Source organism: Butyrivibrio sp. INlla16 (assembly GCF_900104155.1).
GTDB lineage: Bacteria > Bacillota > Clostridia > Lachnospirales > Lachnospiraceae > Butyrivibrio.
In genome coordinates this window covers 26,758-45,799 of the sequence record NZ_FMYB01000014.1, presented here as the reverse complement: position 1 = coordinate 45,799, position 19,042 = coordinate 26,758, and the positions used below count along the sequence as shown (strand labels likewise).

The following is a 19,042-nucleotide window of genomic DNA, read 5'->3' as shown; positions in this document are numbered from 1 at the left end:
ATGTATTTAATCGCAGGCCTCGGAAACCCCGAGCGAAAATACAACGCCACCCGCCACAACGTTGGCTTTGGCGTAATAGATGTTTTATCAGAAAAATATGATATAGACCTGACCGAGATGAAGTTCAAGGGTATGTACGGAAAGGGCAGAATCGGCTCCGAAAAGGTAATCCTTCTAAAGCCCCTGACCTACATGAATCTCAGCGGAGAATCCATAAGGCCCGTTGCGGACTACTTCAAGATCGATACGAAGACTGAGCTCATCGTGCTCTCCGACGACATCGACCTTGATCCCGGTCGCATCAGAGTGCGCCCCAGCGGCAGTGCCGGCGGTCACAACGGTCTTAAGAATATAATCGCGCAGCTCGGCCACGATGAGTTCGCGCGTGTCAGAGTCGGAGTCGGCAAGAAGCCACCCCGCATAGACCTTGCAGACTGGGTTCTCGGACACTTCGACGACGAGGACACAGCTCTTGTTATGGAAGCAATGGACCACGCAGCCGACGCCGTCCGAGTGATCATGGAAGATGGCGTCAGCAGTGCTATGAATAAGTGGAACGGATACAAACCAGAATGAGGTAAAAATGCGAGCAATCGAAGCGCCTCTTTCAGAACTGGAGGCATTTACCAAACTAAATAAGTATCTGGAAAAGCCTTTCGCCTGCGCGGAGGTCTCCGGCTGTATGGATTCTCAGAAACTCCATTTCATCAGCGGACTTGCGCAGGACTTCAAGTACAGGATAATCGTGACCTACAGCGACCTTCGGGTTAAGGAGATCTGTGAGGATTACAGATTTTACGACCGAAATGTCACCGTTTATCCCGCGAAGGATCTGATATTCTACCAGGCAGATGTTCACTCCAACGAAATCGTCAGGGAGAGGATAAAATGTTTGAGGCGCCTCATCGAAGGGCGTCCCGTTACTGTGGTCACAACCTTCTCAAGTCTGATGACGCCGCAGATTCCCATAGATATAATCAAGAATAACATTCTGAAAATAGATAAGAGAAAACCTGTTAACGAGCGCGAGGTAGCGAAGATCCTCACAAGGATCGGATACAACCGCGTCTATCAGGTGGGAGCTCCGGGCGAATTTTCCGTAAGGGGCGATATCATCGATGTGTTCGATCTGACAGAAGAGAATCCCTACAGAATTGAGCTCTGGGGCGATGAAGTCGAGAACATCAGAAGCTTCGATATCATGACGCAGAGGTCGATAGACAAACTCGAATCGATTGAAATTTATCCCGCGGCCGAGATTATCCTGACGGATGATGAAAAGACGAAGGGCCTTAAAAAGATGGAGGCCGAGACGAAGCTCGTCTATGAAAAGCTTCGCGAGGAATTCAAGACTGAGGCGGCGCACCGCATAAAGACTTCATTCGAGGAACTTAAGGAAGAGCTGACAGAGCTTGAACTAGAGGTGAATCTCGAGAGTTATATAAGATATTTTTACGATGAGACCGTGACTTTCCTGGAGCTTTTCCCTGCCGGAAAATCCTGTGTTTTCATAGATGAACCGCTCCATGTGCTTGAGCACGCATCGGCGGTGGAGAACGAATTCAGGGAGAGCATGATCCACAGGTCAGAGAACGGCTATGCGCTGCCGTCTCAGATGGACCTTCTGTATTCGAAGGACGAGTGCATCGCGAGGATGAAGAGCACCAGACGCATAATGCTCTCGGCGCTTGCAGCTCCCAAGGGACTGAACGAGTTTGAGCCCGATATCAGCACCGAGGTACACGCAAGAAGCATAGCACCCTATAACAACAGCTTTGAGTCGCTGGTACACGACCTCAAGGGCTTTGCGAAAAATGGTTACCGGGTGCTTATCCTCTCAGGATCCCGCACGAGAGCCAAGAGAATTGTCGAGGATCTTCGAGACCAGAGCGTTACCGCTTTTTACAGTGAGAATCCGATGCGCGAGCTTCAGCCCGGGGAGATAATGACCTACTACGGCAGAATCCTCAAGGGGTTTGAGTATACCGACTTGAAATTCGCGGTGATTTCAGAGAGCGATATTTTCACGGAGCATAAGAAGAAAAAGAGAAAGCATTCCAAGTCGAAGTACAGCGGCGAGAAGATTTCGGGCTTCTCGGATCTGACGGTGGGCGACTATGTGGTTCACGAGGATCATGGGCTTGGTATTTACAAGGGAATTGAGAAGATTGAGACCGACAAGGTGGTCAGGGATTACATCAAGATCAGCTATGCTGACGGCGGTAATCTCTATGTGCTTGCGACGGGCCTCAATGTAATACAGAAGTACGCGAGCGGTGATGCCGGGGCCGATGGGAAGGCGAGAAAGCCGAAGCTCAACAAGCTTGGAACCGGCGACTGGAAGCGCACGAAGAATAAGGTCAGGACTGCGGTTGAGGAGATCGCGGACGATCTGGTCGAGCTCTATGCGAAGAGGCAGAATAGTAACGGATATCAGTTCAGTTCAGACACTGTCTGGCAGCAGGAGTTTGAGGAGGCCTTTCCTTTTGATGAGACAGAAGATCAGCTGACCGCTATATCGGACACCAAAGCCGACATGGAATCCGAGCGAATCATGGACAGACTTATCTGCGGAGACGTTGGATTTGGCAAGACGGAGATTGCTATCCGCGCAGCTTTCAAGGCGGTGCAGGACGGAAAACAGGTGGCGATACTTGTTCCCACAACAATTTTGGCACAGCAGCATTACAATACCTTCACGGAGAGAATGAAGGACTTCCCGGTAAGAGTCGATATGATGTCCAGATTCAGGACGGCGTCCGAGCAGAAGAAGACTGTGGAAGACCTGCGAAAAGGTCTTGTGGATGTCGTTATCGGAACGCACAGACTTTTATCAAAGGATGTGGTCTACAAGGATTTGGGACTCCTGGTCGTTGACGAGGAGCAGAGATTTGGCGTAACTCATAAGGAAAAGATAAAGAAGCTCAAGGAAAATGTGGACGTGCTGACATTGTCCGCAACGCCTATTCCGAGAACTCTTCACATGTCACTGGTTGGAATCAGGGACATGAGCGTGCTTGAGGAAGCACCGATGGACAGACAGCCGATTCAGACCTTCGTCTGCGAGTACAACGACGAGATGGTGCGCGAGGCGATTGCCCGAGAGGTGGCGCGCGGCGGTCAGGTCTACTATGTTTATAACCGCGTTAATGACATCGCGGATGTTGCGGCGAGAATTCAGAAGCTGGTGCCCGAGGTAAATGTCTCCTTTGCACACGGGCAGATGAAGGAGTCGGAGCTTGAGCGAATCATGTACGACTTTATAGACGGCGAGATAAATGTGCTGGTTTCGACGACGATTATTGAGACGGGACTTGATATCTCCAATGCAAACACGATGATTATCCACGACTCCGACCAGATGGGCCTTTCCCAGCTCTATCAGCTAAGAGGCCGTGTCGGAAGATCAAACAGAACCGCCTACGCTTTTCTTATGTACAAGAGAAACAAGATGCTGAGAGAGGTTGCGGAAAAGAGGCTGTCTGCAATTCGTGAGTTCACGGATCTCGGCTCCGGCTTTAAGATTGCGATGCGAGACCTTGAAATCAGAGGCGCCGGAAATCTTCTCGGAAAGAGCCAGTCCGGACACATGGCTTCAGTCGGATATGATCTTTACTGCAAAATGCTCGGAGAGGCTGTCAGACGCAAGAAGGGCGAAGAGAAGGATGCCCTTCTGGAAGATTTTTCCACAAGTGTCGATATCGATGTTGATGCATTCATTCCGAGTGAGTATATTGTTAATGAAGAGCAGAAGCTCGAGATATACAAGAGAATTGCCGGAATCGAGAACGAGGGCGACCGCGATGATATGCGCGATGAGCTGAGGGATCGCTTCGGCGAGCTGCCTGAGTCGGTGGACAATCTGATCAGAATATCGCTTGTCCGCGAGAAGGCACATAAACTCTACATCCTTGAGATTAAGGGCGGCAACGGCGAGGTTGCCATCAAGATGAACAACAATGCAAGACTCAAGGCGGAGAACATCCCCGCATTTATCGAGAGCTGCGAGGGTAAGATTACCTTCCGCCCCGCATCCTATTCGCTGTTCTTATATAAGTATGTGAAGGACAATAATCCCAAGCAGGCCGAGAAACAGCTGCTTTTGGATGTGGAGGAGATTGTGGAGAAGATGGAAGTTTTGTCGGAGGTATGATGGACGAGATTCAGATAATCAACGAAAAATACATAACCCAGCTCCGTGAGCGCGTGGAGCGAAAGCTCGGCGAGAGCGACGGCGCCTGCGAGCTTTTGGACAGCGCACTTGCCGGTGTCAGGGAGCCTGTGCAGAACCCCAAGGTAGTCTACCAGGGTGAGCCCGGTGCTTATAGCGAGATGGCTGCAATTGATTTTTTTGGAAAAGATGTAAACAGCGAAGGACTCGTGCACTTTGAGGACACTTTTGAAGCATTGAAGAGCGGAGCGGCTGACTACGCGGTTCTTCCTATAGAGAATTCTTCAACCGGTGCGATTCGCCAGGTGTATGACCTGCTTGCTCAGTACGAGTGCTACATGGTGGGCGAAACCACAGTCAGGGTAAAGCACAGTCTGATGGTTCTTCCGGATGCGGAGATGTCTGATATTCAGACAGTTTTCTCACATGAGCAGGGAATATTCCAGTGCGAGCAGTTTTTAAATGAGCACAGGGATTGGGTTCGTGTGCCGCAGGCTGACACCGCGGGCAGTGCGAGAATGGTTGCCGAGCTTGGAGATAAGACCAAGGCTGCAATCTGTTCATCGCGTGCCGCCGAGATCTATGGCCTTAAGATCATCAAGGAAGGTATCAATACCAACCGCACCAACACCACAAGATTTGTGGTTGTATCTCCCAGAATGGAGCTTCGCGAGGGCAGAAACAAGATATGTATCAGCTTTAGAACCGAGCACAAGGCCGGTGCACTTCACGAGGCGCTCACGGTTTTCAGAATCTACGGTCTAAACCTTGTAAGGCTAGAGTCCCGCCCGATTCCCGAGCAGAAGTGGCAGTATATGTTTTTTGCGGAATTCACGGGAGACCTTATGATGGAGGACATGAACAGAGTTATGGAGGCGCTGATGTGCACCGTAACCGACATCAGGATTTTCGGCAACTTCGCAGAGAATCTGGAGTAATGTATGATTTGTTCGCGGCAGTACTTTTGCTATGCTTAAGTGCTGCTTTTTCATGCACTTCTTGTTTAGCTTGTTCGCGATGCTACTTGCATCCTGATCAGGCGCTATTCCCGCGACATGTTCATGGTTATTCATGGTTATTCTTGGGAAAAGTAAATAAACGCGGGCTTTTCCTATTTTGGTATACATTTTGGGCGGTTTTAGAGGGTGTTTTCACGAGAAAAGTAAATAGAACACCGATTTTTTCATTTTGGTATACCTATTTTGAGAAATCATGGGTACCAAATTGCTGAAAATGGCTTCTCATTTACAAATACTTGCCAGAAGGCTCTGAAAAGTGCTGAAAACGTATACCAAAATGGCAAAAACGCTGTGATATTTACTTTTTTACTGGAGGAGAACTAGGAGGCCCACTGGACTAGTCCTGGCTGAATTCCAAAAACCAGGCAAAACAAATTCCCAGAAGTAACGGCAGAAGCTGTATCTCAGAAATAGATTACAAAAAAAGAGACCCATACCCTTATAGTATAGGTCTCTCGTATCATTTACATGATAAGTCTCTTCCTTGATGATCTTTATTTCGCTTACTTAAGCCATCCGTAGTTCTGCATTTCAATGTCGATTATTTCATTTCCGTCTGCAAAAATCTGATACCAGTCATTCGCCATACTTCTGACGTTACCGGTCTGATCGAAATATATATGGTAGCATCCGGGTCCCTTGTTATAGTCATAGTTAGTGATTCCGTTTTTATCCAAATATGTCAGAAGCTGTTCCTCTGTTATGGATCCGGACAGTCCTCCCGGGAACTCTAAATCGTTAGCACTAAGACCTCTCGGGTCACTGACACTGATGATCATCGAATACTTAAGATATGTAGCCTCTTCAGAGGGATTGTAAACCGTTGCATAAAGGCTCCTGTCACCTTTGTCGAAACGAACACTATACATCTGGCCCGCTTCAACTATTTCATCAGGATTTCCGGGATAATCCCATCCATTATTAGTGATCTCATAGAAAGGAGTCGGAAGATTGTAAAGTACTCCATCAAGCTTGTAATTACCTGAGAAAGGATCATTTCCAAGAGATGTAGGAGCCACATACTGGTCAAGATAAGCAGGTGCTTCATCACTTATCTCAGTAGCTACGAAATCTTCCGGAGCATTATCGCTTCGAACAACAGCATAGTCCAGCACATCGTTTTCATCCAAATAATATATAACCTCTGATCCAAGATATGTCTCAGCTATTCCTTCATAGAAAAGCGATATATGGCCAGCGCTATCTATTACGTCACTCGGCTCTCCCGCGGCAGCAATTATGTCATCCCTGGTACTCTTACCAACTACCAAGTCACCATTATAGGATTTAAATTCTATGCCTGTTTTTTCAGTTACATAGTCATCAAGACTTATTTTTGAAACATAGCAGTCTCTGAGTGCCTGCGAATTAACATCAAAATTCGTAACGTCCACGTCTAAGTAGTTGTTACTGCCATCGGGAGAATACAGTTCAACAGAGGCCATCTCACGATTGGCAAGGACCTCCTGCGCTGTCTTCTCATCCGGGAGAGTCCAGCCCTTTTCAAGAAAATCAGTTAATTTAGCAGGAATATGGTAGGTATCATCTCCCAACTGAACAGTATACAGATTGTAGATATTTTCCGGAACAGTCTCCGCTGCAGAACCAGTCTGGGTATAATCCTCTTCTGTATAAGAATCCGTATCTTCACTCAGGAAATCTTCAGCGTTAGGTTCCTCTATCATTTGAAGCCCCGGCACTTCTTCTATAGCAGCTTCATCAGTAGCATTTTCATCTGTAACTTCCTCAGTGGTACCTTCTTCATCAAAAGCAAATTCATCGGTTTCCGGCTCCTCTGACTCTGCTTCTATTCTCTGATCTGCATCGCTGCCGGAAGAATTCTTAGCAAAAAACTTCATGACAGTAAACGCACCAAAGCCAAGAACTACCATAAATAAAACAGCGCAAACTCCAAGAAGCACATAAGCAAGCTTCTTGTTCTTATCTGACTGTGCCTTCTCGATTGCTGCAGGATCGTATGTGTAATTCTGCGGCGCACTGTAGGTCTGCTGGGTAGCATTATTCTGCGGCATTCCGTAAGTCTGCTGGGGTCCATAGGTCTGCTGTGTTCCGTAAGTCTGTTGATTGATTGGTTGCTGATTGGCAGGCTGTTGATTTTCAGCCTGCTGATTGACAGAATCCGGGTTAAGCGGTTTTCCTGTCATAGGATCAAATCTTTTTTCATACATCTTAATATTTCCTCCATAAAACATTTTGCTTTTTGCTGACAAGGAAAAGAGCGGACGAATGCCCGGAAATATATAGATTAGATTTCCCAATGACAGTAAAAAGTCTTTTAAATTAGCTCCCTCATTTGGAAATTCTAGCACAACGCCTTTTTTCATTCAATAAAAAGGCAAAGAAAAAGAGACCTTTTTTCGGTCTCTTTCAGTGATCTTTTCGATCTCATTTTAAAATGAATTACAATCTTTTAATCTCGCACTTTTGATTTTCACCGTGCCTGATTTCATTTTTCCTGCACCTGAAAACCTTGCCTTTGGTAATCTCCATAACCTGGCCGCCTTCAGCAGCAAGCGCCGTAAGAACCTGGCGATAGAAATTCTTGTAATCTTCCTCTAGCATAGATACTACAAAATCATGATGCTGGTGATCGGTAGATATCACACATGATTTGTACATGTTGTCGTAGTGAATTCCGTAAAACTTGCAAATCTCATCCAGTTCGGAATTGTTTGCATTAATACAATGCATCGCAATATACATAATACCCCCTCCTGTATTGCCGGCACCGTTAGCGCGACCAAACTCTTTTCTGAAAACAGATAGATATTAGTCGCTAAAACAATCACATCTATTACATATTATATCAGATAAATGAATTGATTATGCAGTCAATTTTCCAACGGTCCGAAATACAAATTGATTACTCCCTGAACATAACTGATATCAAGAGGACAGTCCTTTGTTTCATAGGTTAATATCAGGTTATCGCCTGGTACATACCCAGCGTTTATATAATTTCTGATTTTGCTGCACATATTGTTTTGATAGGACGGCTGATCTGCAAGTCCGAAGTGTTCCCAGATGAAAACCTTGCCGGTTAATGGATGCTTTATCGTGAAATCGGGATAGACCATCACATCACATATTTCCAAGCCACATTCATACCTGTATTGCAAGTGATTTTCATACAGCGAATACGCAATTATCGCTTCTGACTTTGAACGCACGAATTGCCCTTTTGGCGCTTTGATGGTAAGTGCTTCGGGGTGATTTTGATTTCTTGGATAGTCATCATCCGCCAACCATGGAAATTCCGGCTTTAGAAGAGTAATGTATGCAGAAGTCGGGGCCTCGATATTCTTAAGCTTCCCCGGTTTTCTTGTTTTCAAATATGCATCAATGGCTGCCAACTCATTTTCAGCATCAGTGATGGAATTTACAAGTAGTGTCTTTCTCGCAAGCAAAGCAGCCAGCTCCTCATCTTTTTTCTGGATATATGTGCGCACATAGCCGCCCTTTTTTGACTTTTCCTGACGATACCATTTTTTACCGTGGTCATACATGACCAGCGTTCCGGCTGGCAATGCTTTAACTTCGTTTTTGTTTTTTTCGAGTAACCTGCTTAGATACTCCTTTCTTTCGTGAAAATAGTTTGTCATAAAAATCCTTCCTAAAAATGTAAATAGATAATGCCCCTCAGAAGAAATTTTTAAATATGGTGTCAAAAAATAAATGGAATACTTGGATGAATATCCTTGAAGTAATGTGAATGATAACATGTATATTGGAGAATGTAAATAATAATTTTGAATAAAAATGTCTAATGTGCCGCTACATGTTATTTTTACGAATTCAACAGAGGCGTTGCTTTCGGAAAAAGTAAATAAAAAGGCATTTTGGTCACTTTGGTATACATTTTTGGCACTTTTCAGAGGCTTTCGGCAAGCATTTGTAAATCAGAAGCCATTTTCAGCAATTTGGTACCCATGATTTCACAAAACAGGTATACCAAAATCGGAAAAATGCCACGCTATTTACTTTCCACATGAAAACACCCCTGAAAACCACCTAAAATGTATACCAAAACGAAAAAATTGGCATTCTATTTACTTTTCCCAAAGATGCCATATACACTAGTTACTTTTTAAAAATTTCATTATCCCCGAATATATGGTACTATTAGGGAAAAGTTAGCACTAGGAATGAGGACATCTACGTATGTGTGGAATATCAGGACTTTTGAAGTTCTCAGGTGATGCGCGCGCGAATATTCAGAAGATGAATGACCGCATGATTCACAGAGGACCTGATGATGATGGGATTTATGTAAGTGAAAATAGTGAAGTGGCGCTTGGACACAGGCGCCTTTCTATTGTGGACCTTTCCAAGAACGGTGCCCAGCCTATGGTCAGCCATTCCGGGAACCTTGTGATGGTCTACAACGGCGAGATATATAACAACAAAGATGTAAAGAAAAAGCTCCTGGATGACGGTTTTGCAGCGGCGGGAGATTTCAGGGGAAGCTCGGACACAGAGGTTCTTCTTGAGGCGATCGAGCACTACGGAATGAAGGAAGCCCTTTCAATGTGCAAGGGCATGTTCGGCATCGCGGTTTATGATAAGAGAAATGAGACAGTTACTCTTGCCAGAGACAGAGTCGGAGAGAAGCCTTTATATTATGGAAAAGTTGCGGGAGCCTTCGCTTTTGCTTCCGATCTGGGGTGCCTCAGGGTTGTGGATGGCTTCGACAATGCCATAAACACTGACGTTCTTGATATCTATTTTGTGGAGGGCTATATCCCTGCACCTTACACTATTTATAAAGGAATAAACAAGCTCGAGGCCGGAACTTTCATGACAGTCAGCATAAAGGACCTCGGTACACAGACCACTACCTACTGGTCTATGAAGGAGACCGCCAAGAGAGGTCAGGAAAATCCGTTTACCGGCAGCAGCGAGGAAGCGGCGAACGAGCTTGAAAGACTTCTGAAGGAATCAATAAAAGGCCAGATGGTTGCGGATGTTCCTGTCGGAGCCTTTTTATCAGCGGGAATCGACTCCAGCACGACGGTGGCACTTATGCAGTCCCTTGAGCCCGGGAAGGTTAAGACCTTCACCATCGGCATGGAGGATAAGGCCTACAACGAGGCGGTTTACGCAGCTGAGATTGCAAAGCACCTCGGCACCGAGCACACTGAGCTCTATATTACGGAAAAAGATGCCAAGGCCGTTATTCCAGGACTTGCGCATATGTTTGCCGAGCCTTTTGCGGATTCATCACAGATTCCCACATATCTTGTGAGCAAGATGACGAGGGATCACGTGACCGTATCCCTTTCCGGAGACGGCGGAGATGAGCTGTTCTGCGGCTATACCTCCTATGAATCCATCAGCAGAATCTGGGGGAAGATGCACGGCGTGCCCTATCCCGTAAGGAAAGTGGCAAGCTCTGTGGTTTTGAATTCACCCCTGAAAAATAAAGATATTTACAGAATAAAGGGAACGCTTCTTGGCGCCGAGGGACCCGTTGACATACATAGAATGGAGCATGAGACGGATCCGCTTACAAAGAGGATTGCGCTTAAGAGAGGAACCATTCCCTATAAATACACGGAGCTTCCAAACGGATTCCTCGAGGAAGTAAATCACCAGTGCATGCTTATGGATATGCTGGTCTACCACCCCGACGATATCCTTGTGAAGGTGGACAGAACAGCGATGGCGGTATCGCTTGAAACGCGTGTGCCGATGCTTGACAGGGATGTGATTGAGTTCGCCTGGAGCCTTCCGATTCAGTACCTTCGCGACGACAAGGTGGGTAAGAAGGTTCTTCGTGACGTGCTCTACCGCTACGTTCCGAAGGAAATGATGGAGCGGCCGAAGAAGGGCTTTTCGATTCCGATTGAGAAGTGGCTTCTTGACAGCGACCTCCGCGACTGGGCCGAGGGCCTTCTTAATAAGGAAAAAATCAGACAGCAGGGTATTCTTGACCCGGAGGTTGTCGAGAAGATATGGACAGACTTTACCGAGAGGGGCATCTACAGGATCCAAATCTGGTACATCCTGATGTTCCAGCAGTGGTATGAGGAAGAGTTTTTATGATAGGTGCAGAATTTATTAAGGGCTACGGCCTTGGAAATCAGCTGTTTTTCTACGTGGTCACAAGATGCATGGCCGAGGAGCGGGGCGTCCCCTTCGGGTTTGTGAACCCGGGGCAGGTCGGCAACGTTTTCCATTCCAATAAGGGCATGTACTTCATGGACATAGATCTCGGAACTGAGATCCCGCGTGAAGACATGGATAAATTCACGATTTTCCATGAGCAGGATGACAGACTTTTCATGGGCAATTCGGTTCATGACATGACCAATGGCTGCTATATTTCGGGGGCTGACCCGAGACTTTTTGAAATTGAAGACAATACTCTTATATATGGGAATCTCCAGGATCAGTCCTATTTTGAGAAGTACCGCGATAAGATTAAGGACTGGCTCCATGTGAAGGAGGAGGCAGAGTCCTACGAATACACCGCGGACGACCTCTGCATCATCAATATGAGAGGCGGCGAGTATACGAGCTGTCAGGAGCTTTTCCTTGATAGAAAGTACTGGCTAAATGCCATCGAGAACATGAAAAAGGTGAACCCGAATATGAGGTTCATGATAATAACCGAGGATGAGGAGGCCGCAAGGAAGGTGCTTCCCGAGTACGAGTGTCACCACTTCGACATGGGTAAGGACTACGTCACCATAAAAAATGCGAGATACCTCATTCTTTCGAATTCATCCTTTGCGATGATGCCCGTAATGTCGAGCACAGAATTAAAATACGCGATTGCGCCGAAGTACTGGGCAAGGCACAATATTTCTGACGGTTTCTGGTCATCGGAGCAGAATATTTACAGCTTTCTTACCTATCAGGATAAAAAGGGAAGGCTCTTTAGCGCCGATGAATGCAGAGCTGAACTGGCGGAATACAAGAAGCACTCAGCACTTTATGCAAGAAGAAATGTAAGGCCGGGAGCAGTAAGGGAATTTTTCCAGAATATAAGGAGAAGACTTTTGTATGGAGTGTTCTTCTTTAAGAAAATGTGGCGCTCCTTCTTAAGGAGAACCGGAATAATAAAAACCTTCGGATAAATAGAGGATATATGAATAATACAAAGAAGCTGCAGCTTCCGAGAGTCACGATTGCAGCGATGACAAGTGTAGATGTATATGAGACCGTGCAGGCGATGAAGTACAGCATGCGCGATATCGAATTCGGTGACGCGGTCCTGATTACGGATAAAAAGCCGTTTTATCTTCCAAAGGACATACGCTTCAGCTACACATCAAAACTCGATGACATCGACAAATTCAATTACAAAATGGTATATGAGCTTCGCGATCACATTAAGACGGACTTTGTTCTTATCGTGCACGCGGACGGCTTTGTGATACATCCGGAAAACTGGGACGAGAGCTTTCTTAACTACGATTATATAGGCTCTCCCTGGCCGCTTCCGAAGAATGACTATGCCTACAGGGACAGCGAGGGCAACATCTGCAGAGTCGGAAACAGCGTATCCATCAGGTCCAAGAGACTTCTTGATTATCCTAAGGAGCACGACCTTCCCTGGGTTAAGGTATATGACGGTTTTTACAACGAGGATATTTTCCTTTGTTGTCACTGCAAAAATGAGATGGAGAAGGATGGCCTTAAGTGGGCTGATCTGGAGACCGCAGTTAAGTTTGGAAGGGAGCATCCGCTTCCGGAGAACAAGGGAGTAGAGCCCTTCGTTTTTCATAAATGGTGGGGAGAAAATGAGGGATATCCGCATTTCTACAGCCCTGCAAAGAGATTCAAGATGGCCGTAAGGCCCTTGCTGTTCTGGAGAAGAAGTGAAAAGTGGAAGAGGGAGCACAATATAACATGAAGTTTTCGGTAATAGTGCCTGTTCACAATGCTGAAAAGTACATAAGTGAAGCGACGTCTTCTATAGTAAAGGCCGCTGAGGGGATGGAGAACAGTATCGAGGTTCTTCTTATTGAAAACGGCTCCACAGACAGAAGTGGCTATATATGCGGCGAACTTGCAAACCGTTTTCCATTTGTAAAGACGGTGCATATGGGACCCGCGTCCGCCTACGATGCGAGGCATGAGGGGATAAAGAGAGCTTCGGGAGATTATCTTGTTTTCATGGATGCTGATGACGCCGTGGCTCCGGGGATATTCACTGAGCTTCAGAAAGCGGCTTCTAAATATGAAAGAAAAGGTAAGCGACCGGAGATAATCCTGTATAACGCGGCCGAGATGAGCACTCCGGAGTCGAAGATGTTTCCTTTTCCCTTTAAAGAGGGCAAGATTTATTCGGGCGACGGCAAGAAGAAGTTCTATGAAATAATGTGCTCCGGTGATATGCTAAATGCCATGTGGAACAAGTGCATAGGAAAAGAGCTTGCGGGCCGCATCGAGGAGACGGTGAACAGGAAGCTCAATTACGGAGAGGACCTTCTGCAGACCGCTGAAATAATTGATAAAGCAAAAAGCATTGCATATCTCGACAGGATACTGTATTTTTACAGAATAAACGAAGAGGGGCTTACGGGCGGTTATCATGAAAACTTTATGAAGAACCAGGAGAAGGCCTTCGAGGTTTTGGACGATTATGCGAAAAAGTGGGCAAAGGGTGGTTTTACTGAGGTTATAAACGAGCGCAAGACCCTGACCTGCACGATAGGCATGAAAAAGCTTATCTATTCGGACCTTCCTTTTTCCGAGATCAAGCGGAAGATGAAGGAGATGATGGGTTCCGATTTTTATAAAGAGTATGGGAAGGGCAAGCTTCCGTCCTGGGCATCCGAGGAGGATGCGTATGTTTACAGGTATCAGGTGGCGGGTATGCCGGTTTTGCGGCTGATGCTTCTTAGCAGGAAGACGCGCCTGAAATCCCGAATTAAAGCGAGGATCAGAAAAAATGGTATATGATTGCATTCCATTTTTTAATGAAGTGGACATCCTGAGGCTGAGGTTAGAAATCCTTAGTCCCTATGTGGATAAGTTCATTATAGAAGAGTCAACAATGACCTTCTCGGGTGAAGAGAAGGAGCTTTGTTTTGAAAAGAACAGGGATCTTTTCAAGGATTATCTGGACCGCATAGAGTATGTGGTGGTCACTGATTCGCCGGTGGATGCGTTGACGCACGAGAGGGATTATTTTCAGAAAAACCGGCTGGTTGAAGGTCTGAAGAAAGTCGGCGCGACGAGCGACGACATAATCCTGTTCGGTGATGTGGATGAGATTCCAAATCCCAAGGTTCTTACGAAAATCATAGAGAATTTTGATAAGACGAAGGTCTACCACCTTGCGCAGAGGAATTTTTATGTATTCCTTAATATGGAAGAAAAGTCGGGAAAGCTGCTCTCGATTACCGGAGAGTTCCCGGAGATAGCTGAGAGCGACAGGAAATGGCTTGGAACAAAAATTACTTCCATAGATAATATTCCGCGCGAGGGAATCGTAAGGCTACGCGATCTGGTGTCGCCATGCGATAAAAGGTCTGTGAGAGTCGCTGACGGCGGCTGGCACTTCGGCTACATGGGCGGAAGGCATGAGACCAATCCCGTCGAGAGGATAGGCGTCAAGGTAAAAGCGGCTGCGCATCAGGAATACAACGACCGCGAGATTCTGGCTGAGACCATGGATAATCTGGTGCTCGGCAGAGACATCTTCGGAAGAGATGCGAGATTTGAGCGTACGGAGGTCGACGGAAGTTATCCGGAGTACCTTCTTAAGCATATAGGAGAGTATGATTATCTGGTAATGCCACCCATTACAGCTTTTTCAAGGCTGTATCATAAGCTGGATATTACGGTGGGAAGGTTCATCAGGAAGGCGTACCATAAAATTAGAAGGATGCTTATAAAGTAACAAGTAGTTATGCCTTCTCCATTTATGGAGAAGGTGTCAGCGAAGCTGACGGATGAGGAGTATGAAAAAAGTATGAGCACAACATTATCTACGAGAATGGCGGCGGTAAAAATGTCCCCGACTACGGCTCTCTTCGGAAAGGTGGAGGAGCTTAGGCAGAAGGGAGAGGACATAGTTTCTCTCAATGTGGGCGAGCCCGATTTCCCCACGCCGGACAATATCAAAGAAGCGGGAATACGGGCAATCAATGAGAATTTCACCAAATACACCACCGGAAATGGTATCGCACCGCTTCGGGAGGCGATAATTGAGAAGATGAAAAAGGACAACGGCGTCACCTATGAGATGAATGAGGTGGCGGTGACCGTCGGTGCGAAGCAGGCGCTGTTTGGTGCGCTGTGCGCTGTTGCGGGCGAGGGTGATGAGGTCATAATCCCCATTCCGTGCTATGTCAGCTATCCCGATATGGTAGCTCTTGCGGGCGCAAATCCCGTTCTTGTGAAGAGGAAGGACGATTTTTCTCTTGATCTTGAAGCCATTGAGAGTGCGATAACCGAGCACACCAAGGCTGTTATAATATGTACCCCGGACAATCCCACCGGCAAGGTTTACGGCGAGGGTGAGCTGAAGGGGCTCTCTGACCTTGCGATCAGCAGGGATATCTTTGTTATTTCCGATGAAATCTATGAAAAAATAATATACGGTGAGAATCGCCACGAAAGCATTTCTGCGTTTGAGGGGATGAAGGACAGGACTATCGTGGTTAACGGTTTTTCCAAGACCTATTCCATGACAGGATGGAGACTTGGATACGTCTGCGGCAGAGCTGATGTCATTGGCGCAGCGGTGAAGGTGCAGAGCCAGACAACGACCACACCACCCAGCATTTCTCAGTATGCGGCGGTTGAGGCGCTTTGCGGGCCCCAGGAGTCTGTAGAGCTCATGAGATCAGAGTTTGAGAAGCGCAGAGACTTTGTTCAGGAAAAACTGCGCGAGATACCCGGTGTCATCTGCCATGAGATCCAGGGAGCCTTCTATGCGTTCTTCGATATCCGTGCTTTTCTCGGAAAAGAATATGAGGGTTACGGAATTATAGATGAAGATACACGTTTATGCGAATATTTATTGGAAAAATATGGTGTTGCAATGATGCCCGGAAGTGCTTATTTTGCCCCAGGATTCGTGAGAATTTCGTTTGCGTCCTCCATGGAAGTGCTTAAAAAGGCGCTTTCAAGAATAGAATCTGGTCTAAAAGCGCATAAATGTTGACTTTTTTTAGAATATGTACTAAACTCAAAAACGTAATGATAAATTTGCAAAAATGCATAACATGCGTTCCTTACGGAAAGAGAGGGAGATATGGCTGAAGACAAGTTGAGAGAAGCAGCTTTAAAGCCGATTGCGACTATCAAGAAACCGGTAATTGCTGCAGAAAAGAAGGATGAAGTAAAGCCCGCTGAGGCAGAAGCACCTAAGGCCGAGGAGAAGAAGGCTACAGCAGCTAAGAAGCCCGCAGCAAAGAAGGCAACAGCTAAGAAGTCTGCAGCAAAGAAGGCAACACCTGCAAAGAAGGCTACAGCAACCAAGGCAGCAGCTAAGAAGACTGAGACTAAGGCAGCTGAGAAGAAGGAAGAGAAGAAGCCCGCAGCTAAGAAGCCTGCAGCAAAGAAGGCAGCACCTGCTAAGAAGGCTACTACAACCAAGGCAGCAGCCAAGAAGACTGAGACTAAGGCAGCAGCTAAGCCCGCAGCTAAGAAGCCTGCAGCAAAGAAAGCTACAGCAGCTAAGAAGACAACAGCTGCAAAGGCTCCTGCAACAAAGACAAATATCGTTCTTCAGTATTCTGATAAGAGCGTTACATATGACACCTTTATCGAGAATGCCAAGAATGTATGGCAGTACGATATGGGAAGAAAAGTTTCCGAGATCAAGACTCTTGAGCTTTATGTAAAGCCCGAAGAGGAAAGAGTATACTTCGTTGTTAACGGCGAGGTTCATGCTGATTTTGGGATGTGATAAACAAGGATGGAAGGTCCCGGCCTGGCAAGCTTGCTTGCTGCAGGCCGGGACTTTATCACATATATGTAGATTATTCGTCCCCAGGGAGAAATCCTTGGGGTTTTTTATTGACATTAATAATTTATAGTGGTAATTTATTGTCAGAAGATGTTAGCACTCAATGAGGTTGAGTGCTAACACATCAAAAAGGAGGTTTGTGATGCAACTGGATGACAGAAAAAAGAAAATACTGCATGCAATTGTTCGCAATTACCTCGAGACAGGCGAGCCGGTGGGCAGTAGGACGATTTCCAAGTACACGGATCTTAATCTCAGTTCGGCTACCATCAGAAACGAGATGGCGGATCTTGAGGAGATGGGACTTATATTGCAGCCTCATACTTCCGCGGGACGTATTCCGTCAGATCAGGGCTACAGAGTTTATGTAGATGAGATGCTCGCTGAGAAGGAACAGGAAGTTGAGAACATGAAGGAGATGCTTCTTGATAAAGAAGAGAAGCTTGAGAAGCTCCTTAAGCAGGTTGCCAAGACCCTGGCGGTTGATACCAACTACGCTTCGATGATCTCAGCACCCATGATCAGAAGGAATAAGCTGAAATTCGTACAGCTTTCCAGAGTGGATGAGGAACACATTCTTACCACTATAGTAATAGAAGGAAACGTAATTAAGAACCGAATGGTTGAGGTGGAGCAGGAGCTTTCCGAAGCGGATATGCTTAAGCTCAATATCCTGCTTAATACCAGACTTGCAGGACTTTCCGTAGAGGACATTAACCTCGGACTTATAACTGCGATGAAGCAGGAGGCGGGTATCCACAGCGAGATAATCGACAAGATACTCGATACAGCCGGAGATGCCATTACGGAGGATGAGGACCTTCAGATTTACACCAGCGGTGCGAACAACATTTTCAGATATCCCGAGCTTGCTGATAAGGAGAGAGCAAGTGACCTCATAACCACTTTTGAGGATAAGAGCGATCTTACAAGTATCGTTGAGAATGCGCTTCAGTCCTCCTCAGAGGAGACAGGTATACAGGTTTACATCGGTAATGAGTCTCCGGTTCAGTCCATGAAGGATTGCAGCGTTGTAACAGCGACCTACGATCTCGGAGAGGGCATGAGAGGAACGGTAGGAGTTATCGGACCTAAGCGAATGGATTACGACAAAGTTGTCGGAGCACTTAAGAATATGATGAGAGCTCTGGATGATTTATATAAAAAAGAATAGAACCATAAGGAGTATTTAAGTGAGTAAGGAAGTTAAGAAGGATACAAATACAGTGTCCGGTAAGAAAACTGCAAAGGAACTTCAGCAGGAAGTTGCCGAGAAGGCTAAAAAGGTAGCTGATGCAGCAAACAAGGTTGCCGAGGCCGCAGAGGAAGAGGCTGCCGAAGCTGTAGCAGAGGCAGCTGAGAGCGTAGAAGGTGCTGAGAACACTGAAAACGCCGAGGGTGAGAAGAAAGGTCTTTTCGGTAAAAAAGAAAAGAAGAACCCTTACAAAGAAAAGTTCGAAGAGATGCAGGATAAATACATGCGCCAGCTTGCTGAGTTTGAGAACTTCAGAACAAGAACCGACAGAGAAAAGGCGCAGATGTTCAACCAGGGAGCATCCAGTGTACTTGAGAAAATTCTCCCTGTTGTAGATAACTTCGAAAGAGGACTTGCTGCTGTCCCTGAAGAAGAGAAGAATTCTGCTTTTGCAGACGGAATGAATATGATATACAAGCAGCTTATGAAGCAGATTGAGGATCTTGGTGTAACTCCCATCGAAGCCGTTGGAAAGGAATTTGATCCTAATTTCCACAATGCTGTAATGCAGGTTGAGAGCGAAGATGTCGAGGAAGGATTCGTGGCACAGGAGCTTCAGAAGGGTTATATGTATCACGACACAGTGCTCAGACACAGCATGGTTGCCGTTGCTAAGTAATCACTTAGCGAGGTTTTGCCGAGCT

At 46.3% G+C, this 19,042-nt stretch carries 15 protein-coding genes; 12 read left to right on the top strand and 3 right to left on the bottom strand.

Features of this window, described 5'->3' with window-relative positions; translation table 11 throughout:
* The 3 genes from pth to BLR42_RS08540 are packed head-to-tail and all read left to right on the top strand — an operon-like array spanning position 1 to position 5,109.
* Positions 1-576, top strand: coding sequence for an aminoacyl-tRNA hydrolase (pth, locus tag BLR42_RS08550; RefSeq protein WP_091868266.1), 576 nt, complete (start codon positions 1-3; stop codon positions 574-576).
* A 7-nt stretch (positions 577-583) separates the two neighbouring features.
* Positions 584-4,153, top strand: a complete 3,570-nt coding sequence (mfd, locus tag BLR42_RS08545; protein WP_091868264.1) for a transcription-repair coupling factor — start codon at positions 584-586, stop codon at positions 4,151-4,153.
* Positions 4,150-5,109: a prephenate dehydratase gene (locus BLR42_RS08540; protein WP_022760384.1), complete on the top strand. Its 960-nt coding sequence runs from the start codon at positions 4,150-4,152 to the stop codon at positions 5,107-5,109. The genes mfd and BLR42_RS08540 overlap by 4 nt, the downstream gene beginning before the upstream one ends.
* Before the next feature lie 584 nt (positions 5,110-5,693).
* Here the strand turns inward: BLR42_RS08540 and BLR42_RS08535 are convergent.
* The 3 genes from BLR42_RS08535 to BLR42_RS08525 form a co-directional block, all read right to left on the bottom strand.
* Complete coding sequence (locus BLR42_RS08535; RefSeq protein WP_091868262.1) at positions 5,694-7,379, bottom strand: hypothetical protein; 1,686 nt, start codon at positions 7,377-7,379, stop codon at positions 5,694-5,696.
* Between the two features lie 232 nt (positions 7,380-7,611).
* Positions 7,612-7,914, bottom strand: coding sequence for a hypothetical protein (locus BLR42_RS08530; RefSeq protein WP_091868260.1), 303 nt, complete (start codon positions 7,912-7,914; stop codon positions 7,612-7,614).
* 128 nt (positions 7,915-8,042) lie between these two features.
* A complete protein-coding gene (locus BLR42_RS08525; protein ID WP_091868257.1) occupies positions 8,043-8,813 on the bottom strand; it encodes a hypothetical protein in 771 nt (256 codons plus the stop codon).
* Positions 8,814-9,372: 559 nt separating this feature from the next.
* On the opposite strand from BLR42_RS08525, the gene asnB reads away from it, so the two are divergent.
* From asnB to grpE, 9 genes are all read left to right on the top strand, one after another.
* Positions 9,373-11,256 (top strand): asparagine synthase (glutamine-hydrolyzing), encoded by a 1,884-nt coding sequence (gene asnB / locus BLR42_RS08520; protein WP_091868255.1) that lies wholly within the window; start codon positions 9,373-9,375, stop codon positions 11,254-11,256.
* On the top strand, positions 11,253-12,293 hold the full coding sequence (locus BLR42_RS08515; protein ID WP_091868253.1) for an O-fucosyltransferase family protein: 1,041 nt from the start codon (positions 11,253-11,255) through the stop codon (positions 12,291-12,293). Before asnB ends, BLR42_RS08515 begins: the two co-directional genes overlap by 4 nt.
* A gap of 11 nt (positions 12,294-12,304) precedes the next feature.
* Positions 12,305-13,072, top strand: coding sequence for a DUF5672 family protein (locus BLR42_RS08510; protein WP_242879275.1), 768 nt, complete (start codon positions 12,305-12,307; stop codon positions 13,070-13,072).
* Positions 13,069-14,124, top strand: a complete 1,056-nt coding sequence (locus BLR42_RS08505; protein ID WP_091868251.1) for a glycosyltransferase family 2 protein — start codon at positions 13,069-13,071, stop codon at positions 14,122-14,124. The genes BLR42_RS08510 and BLR42_RS08505 overlap by 4 nt, the downstream gene beginning before the upstream one ends.
* On the top strand, positions 14,114-15,067 hold the full coding sequence (locus tag BLR42_RS08500) for a glycosyltransferase family 17 protein (RefSeq protein ID WP_091868249.1): 954 nt from the start codon (positions 14,114-14,116) through the stop codon (positions 15,065-15,067). The genes BLR42_RS08505 and BLR42_RS08500 overlap by 11 nt, the downstream gene beginning before the upstream one ends.
* A 72-nt stretch (positions 15,068-15,139) precedes the next feature.
* The gene (locus tag BLR42_RS08495; protein WP_242879273.1) at positions 15,140-16,336 is read left to right on the top strand and encodes a pyridoxal phosphate-dependent aminotransferase; all 1,197 of its coding nucleotides are present in this window, start codon (positions 15,140-15,142) and stop codon (positions 16,334-16,336) included.
* Positions 16,337-16,426: 90 nt separating this feature from the next.
* A complete protein-coding gene (locus tag BLR42_RS23275; protein WP_207648528.1) occupies positions 16,427-17,083 on the top strand; it encodes a DUF6465 family protein in 657 nt (218 codons plus the stop codon).
* A gap of 202 nt (positions 17,084-17,285) precedes the next feature.
* Positions 17,286-18,317: a heat-inducible transcriptional repressor HrcA gene (gene hrcA / locus BLR42_RS08485; protein WP_044959000.1), complete on the top strand. Its 1,032-nt coding sequence runs from the start codon at positions 17,286-17,288 to the stop codon at positions 18,315-18,317.
* Positions 18,318-18,336: 19 nt separating this feature from the next.
* Entirely contained in the window at positions 18,337-19,017 is a 681-nt protein-coding gene (gene grpE, locus BLR42_RS08480) for a nucleotide exchange factor GrpE (RefSeq protein WP_242829918.1), read from the top strand.
* The last annotated feature ends 25 nt before the right edge of the window (positions 19,018-19,042 follow it).

Excerpts from the sequence above, each read along its gene's own strand:
- BLR42_RS08495 (WP_242879273.1), top strand. The coding sequence starts at position 15,140 with ATGAGCACAACATTATCTACGAGAATGGCGGCGGTAAAAATGTCCCCG.
- hrcA (WP_044959000.1), top strand. The coding sequence starts at position 17,286 with ATGCAACTGGATGACAGAAAAAAGAAAATACTGCATGCAATTGTTCGC.
- asnB (WP_091868255.1), top strand. The coding sequence starts at position 9,373 with ATGTGTGGAATATCAGGACTTTTGAAGTTCTCAGGTGATGCGCGCGCG.
- BLR42_RS08540 (WP_022760384.1), top strand. The coding sequence starts at position 4,150 with ATGATGGACGAGATTCAGATAATCAACGAAAAATACATAACCCAGCTC.
- BLR42_RS23275 (WP_207648528.1), top strand. The coding sequence starts at position 16,427 with ATGGCTGAAGACAAGTTGAGAGAAGCAGCTTTAAAGCCGATTGCGACT.
- pth (WP_091868266.1), top strand. The coding sequence starts at position 1 with ATGTATTTAATCGCAGGCCTCGGAAACCCCGAGCGAAAATACAACGCC.
- BLR42_RS08510 (WP_242879275.1), top strand. The coding sequence starts at position 12,305 with ATGAATAATACAAAGAAGCTGCAGCTTCCGAGAGTCACGATTGCAGCG.
- BLR42_RS08525 (WP_091868257.1), bottom strand. The coding sequence starts at position 8,813 with ATGACAAACTATTTTCACGAAAGAAAGGAGTATCTAAGCAGGTTACTC.
- mfd (WP_091868264.1), top strand. The coding sequence starts at position 584 with ATGCGAGCAATCGAAGCGCCTCTTTCAGAACTGGAGGCATTTACCAAA.
- BLR42_RS08500 (WP_091868249.1), top strand. The coding sequence starts at position 14,114 with ATGGTATATGATTGCATTCCATTTTTTAATGAAGTGGACATCCTGAGG.
- BLR42_RS08530 (WP_091868260.1), bottom strand. The coding sequence starts at position 7,914 with ATGTATATTGCGATGCATTGTATTAATGCAAACAATTCCGAACTGGAT.
- BLR42_RS08515 (WP_091868253.1), top strand. The coding sequence starts at position 11,253 with ATGATAGGTGCAGAATTTATTAAGGGCTACGGCCTTGGAAATCAGCTG.
- BLR42_RS08535 (WP_091868262.1), bottom strand. The coding sequence starts at position 7,379 with ATGTATGAAAAAAGATTTGATCCTATGACAGGAAAACCGCTTAACCCG.
- BLR42_RS08505 (WP_091868251.1), top strand. The coding sequence starts at position 13,069 with ATGAAGTTTTCGGTAATAGTGCCTGTTCACAATGCTGAAAAGTACATA.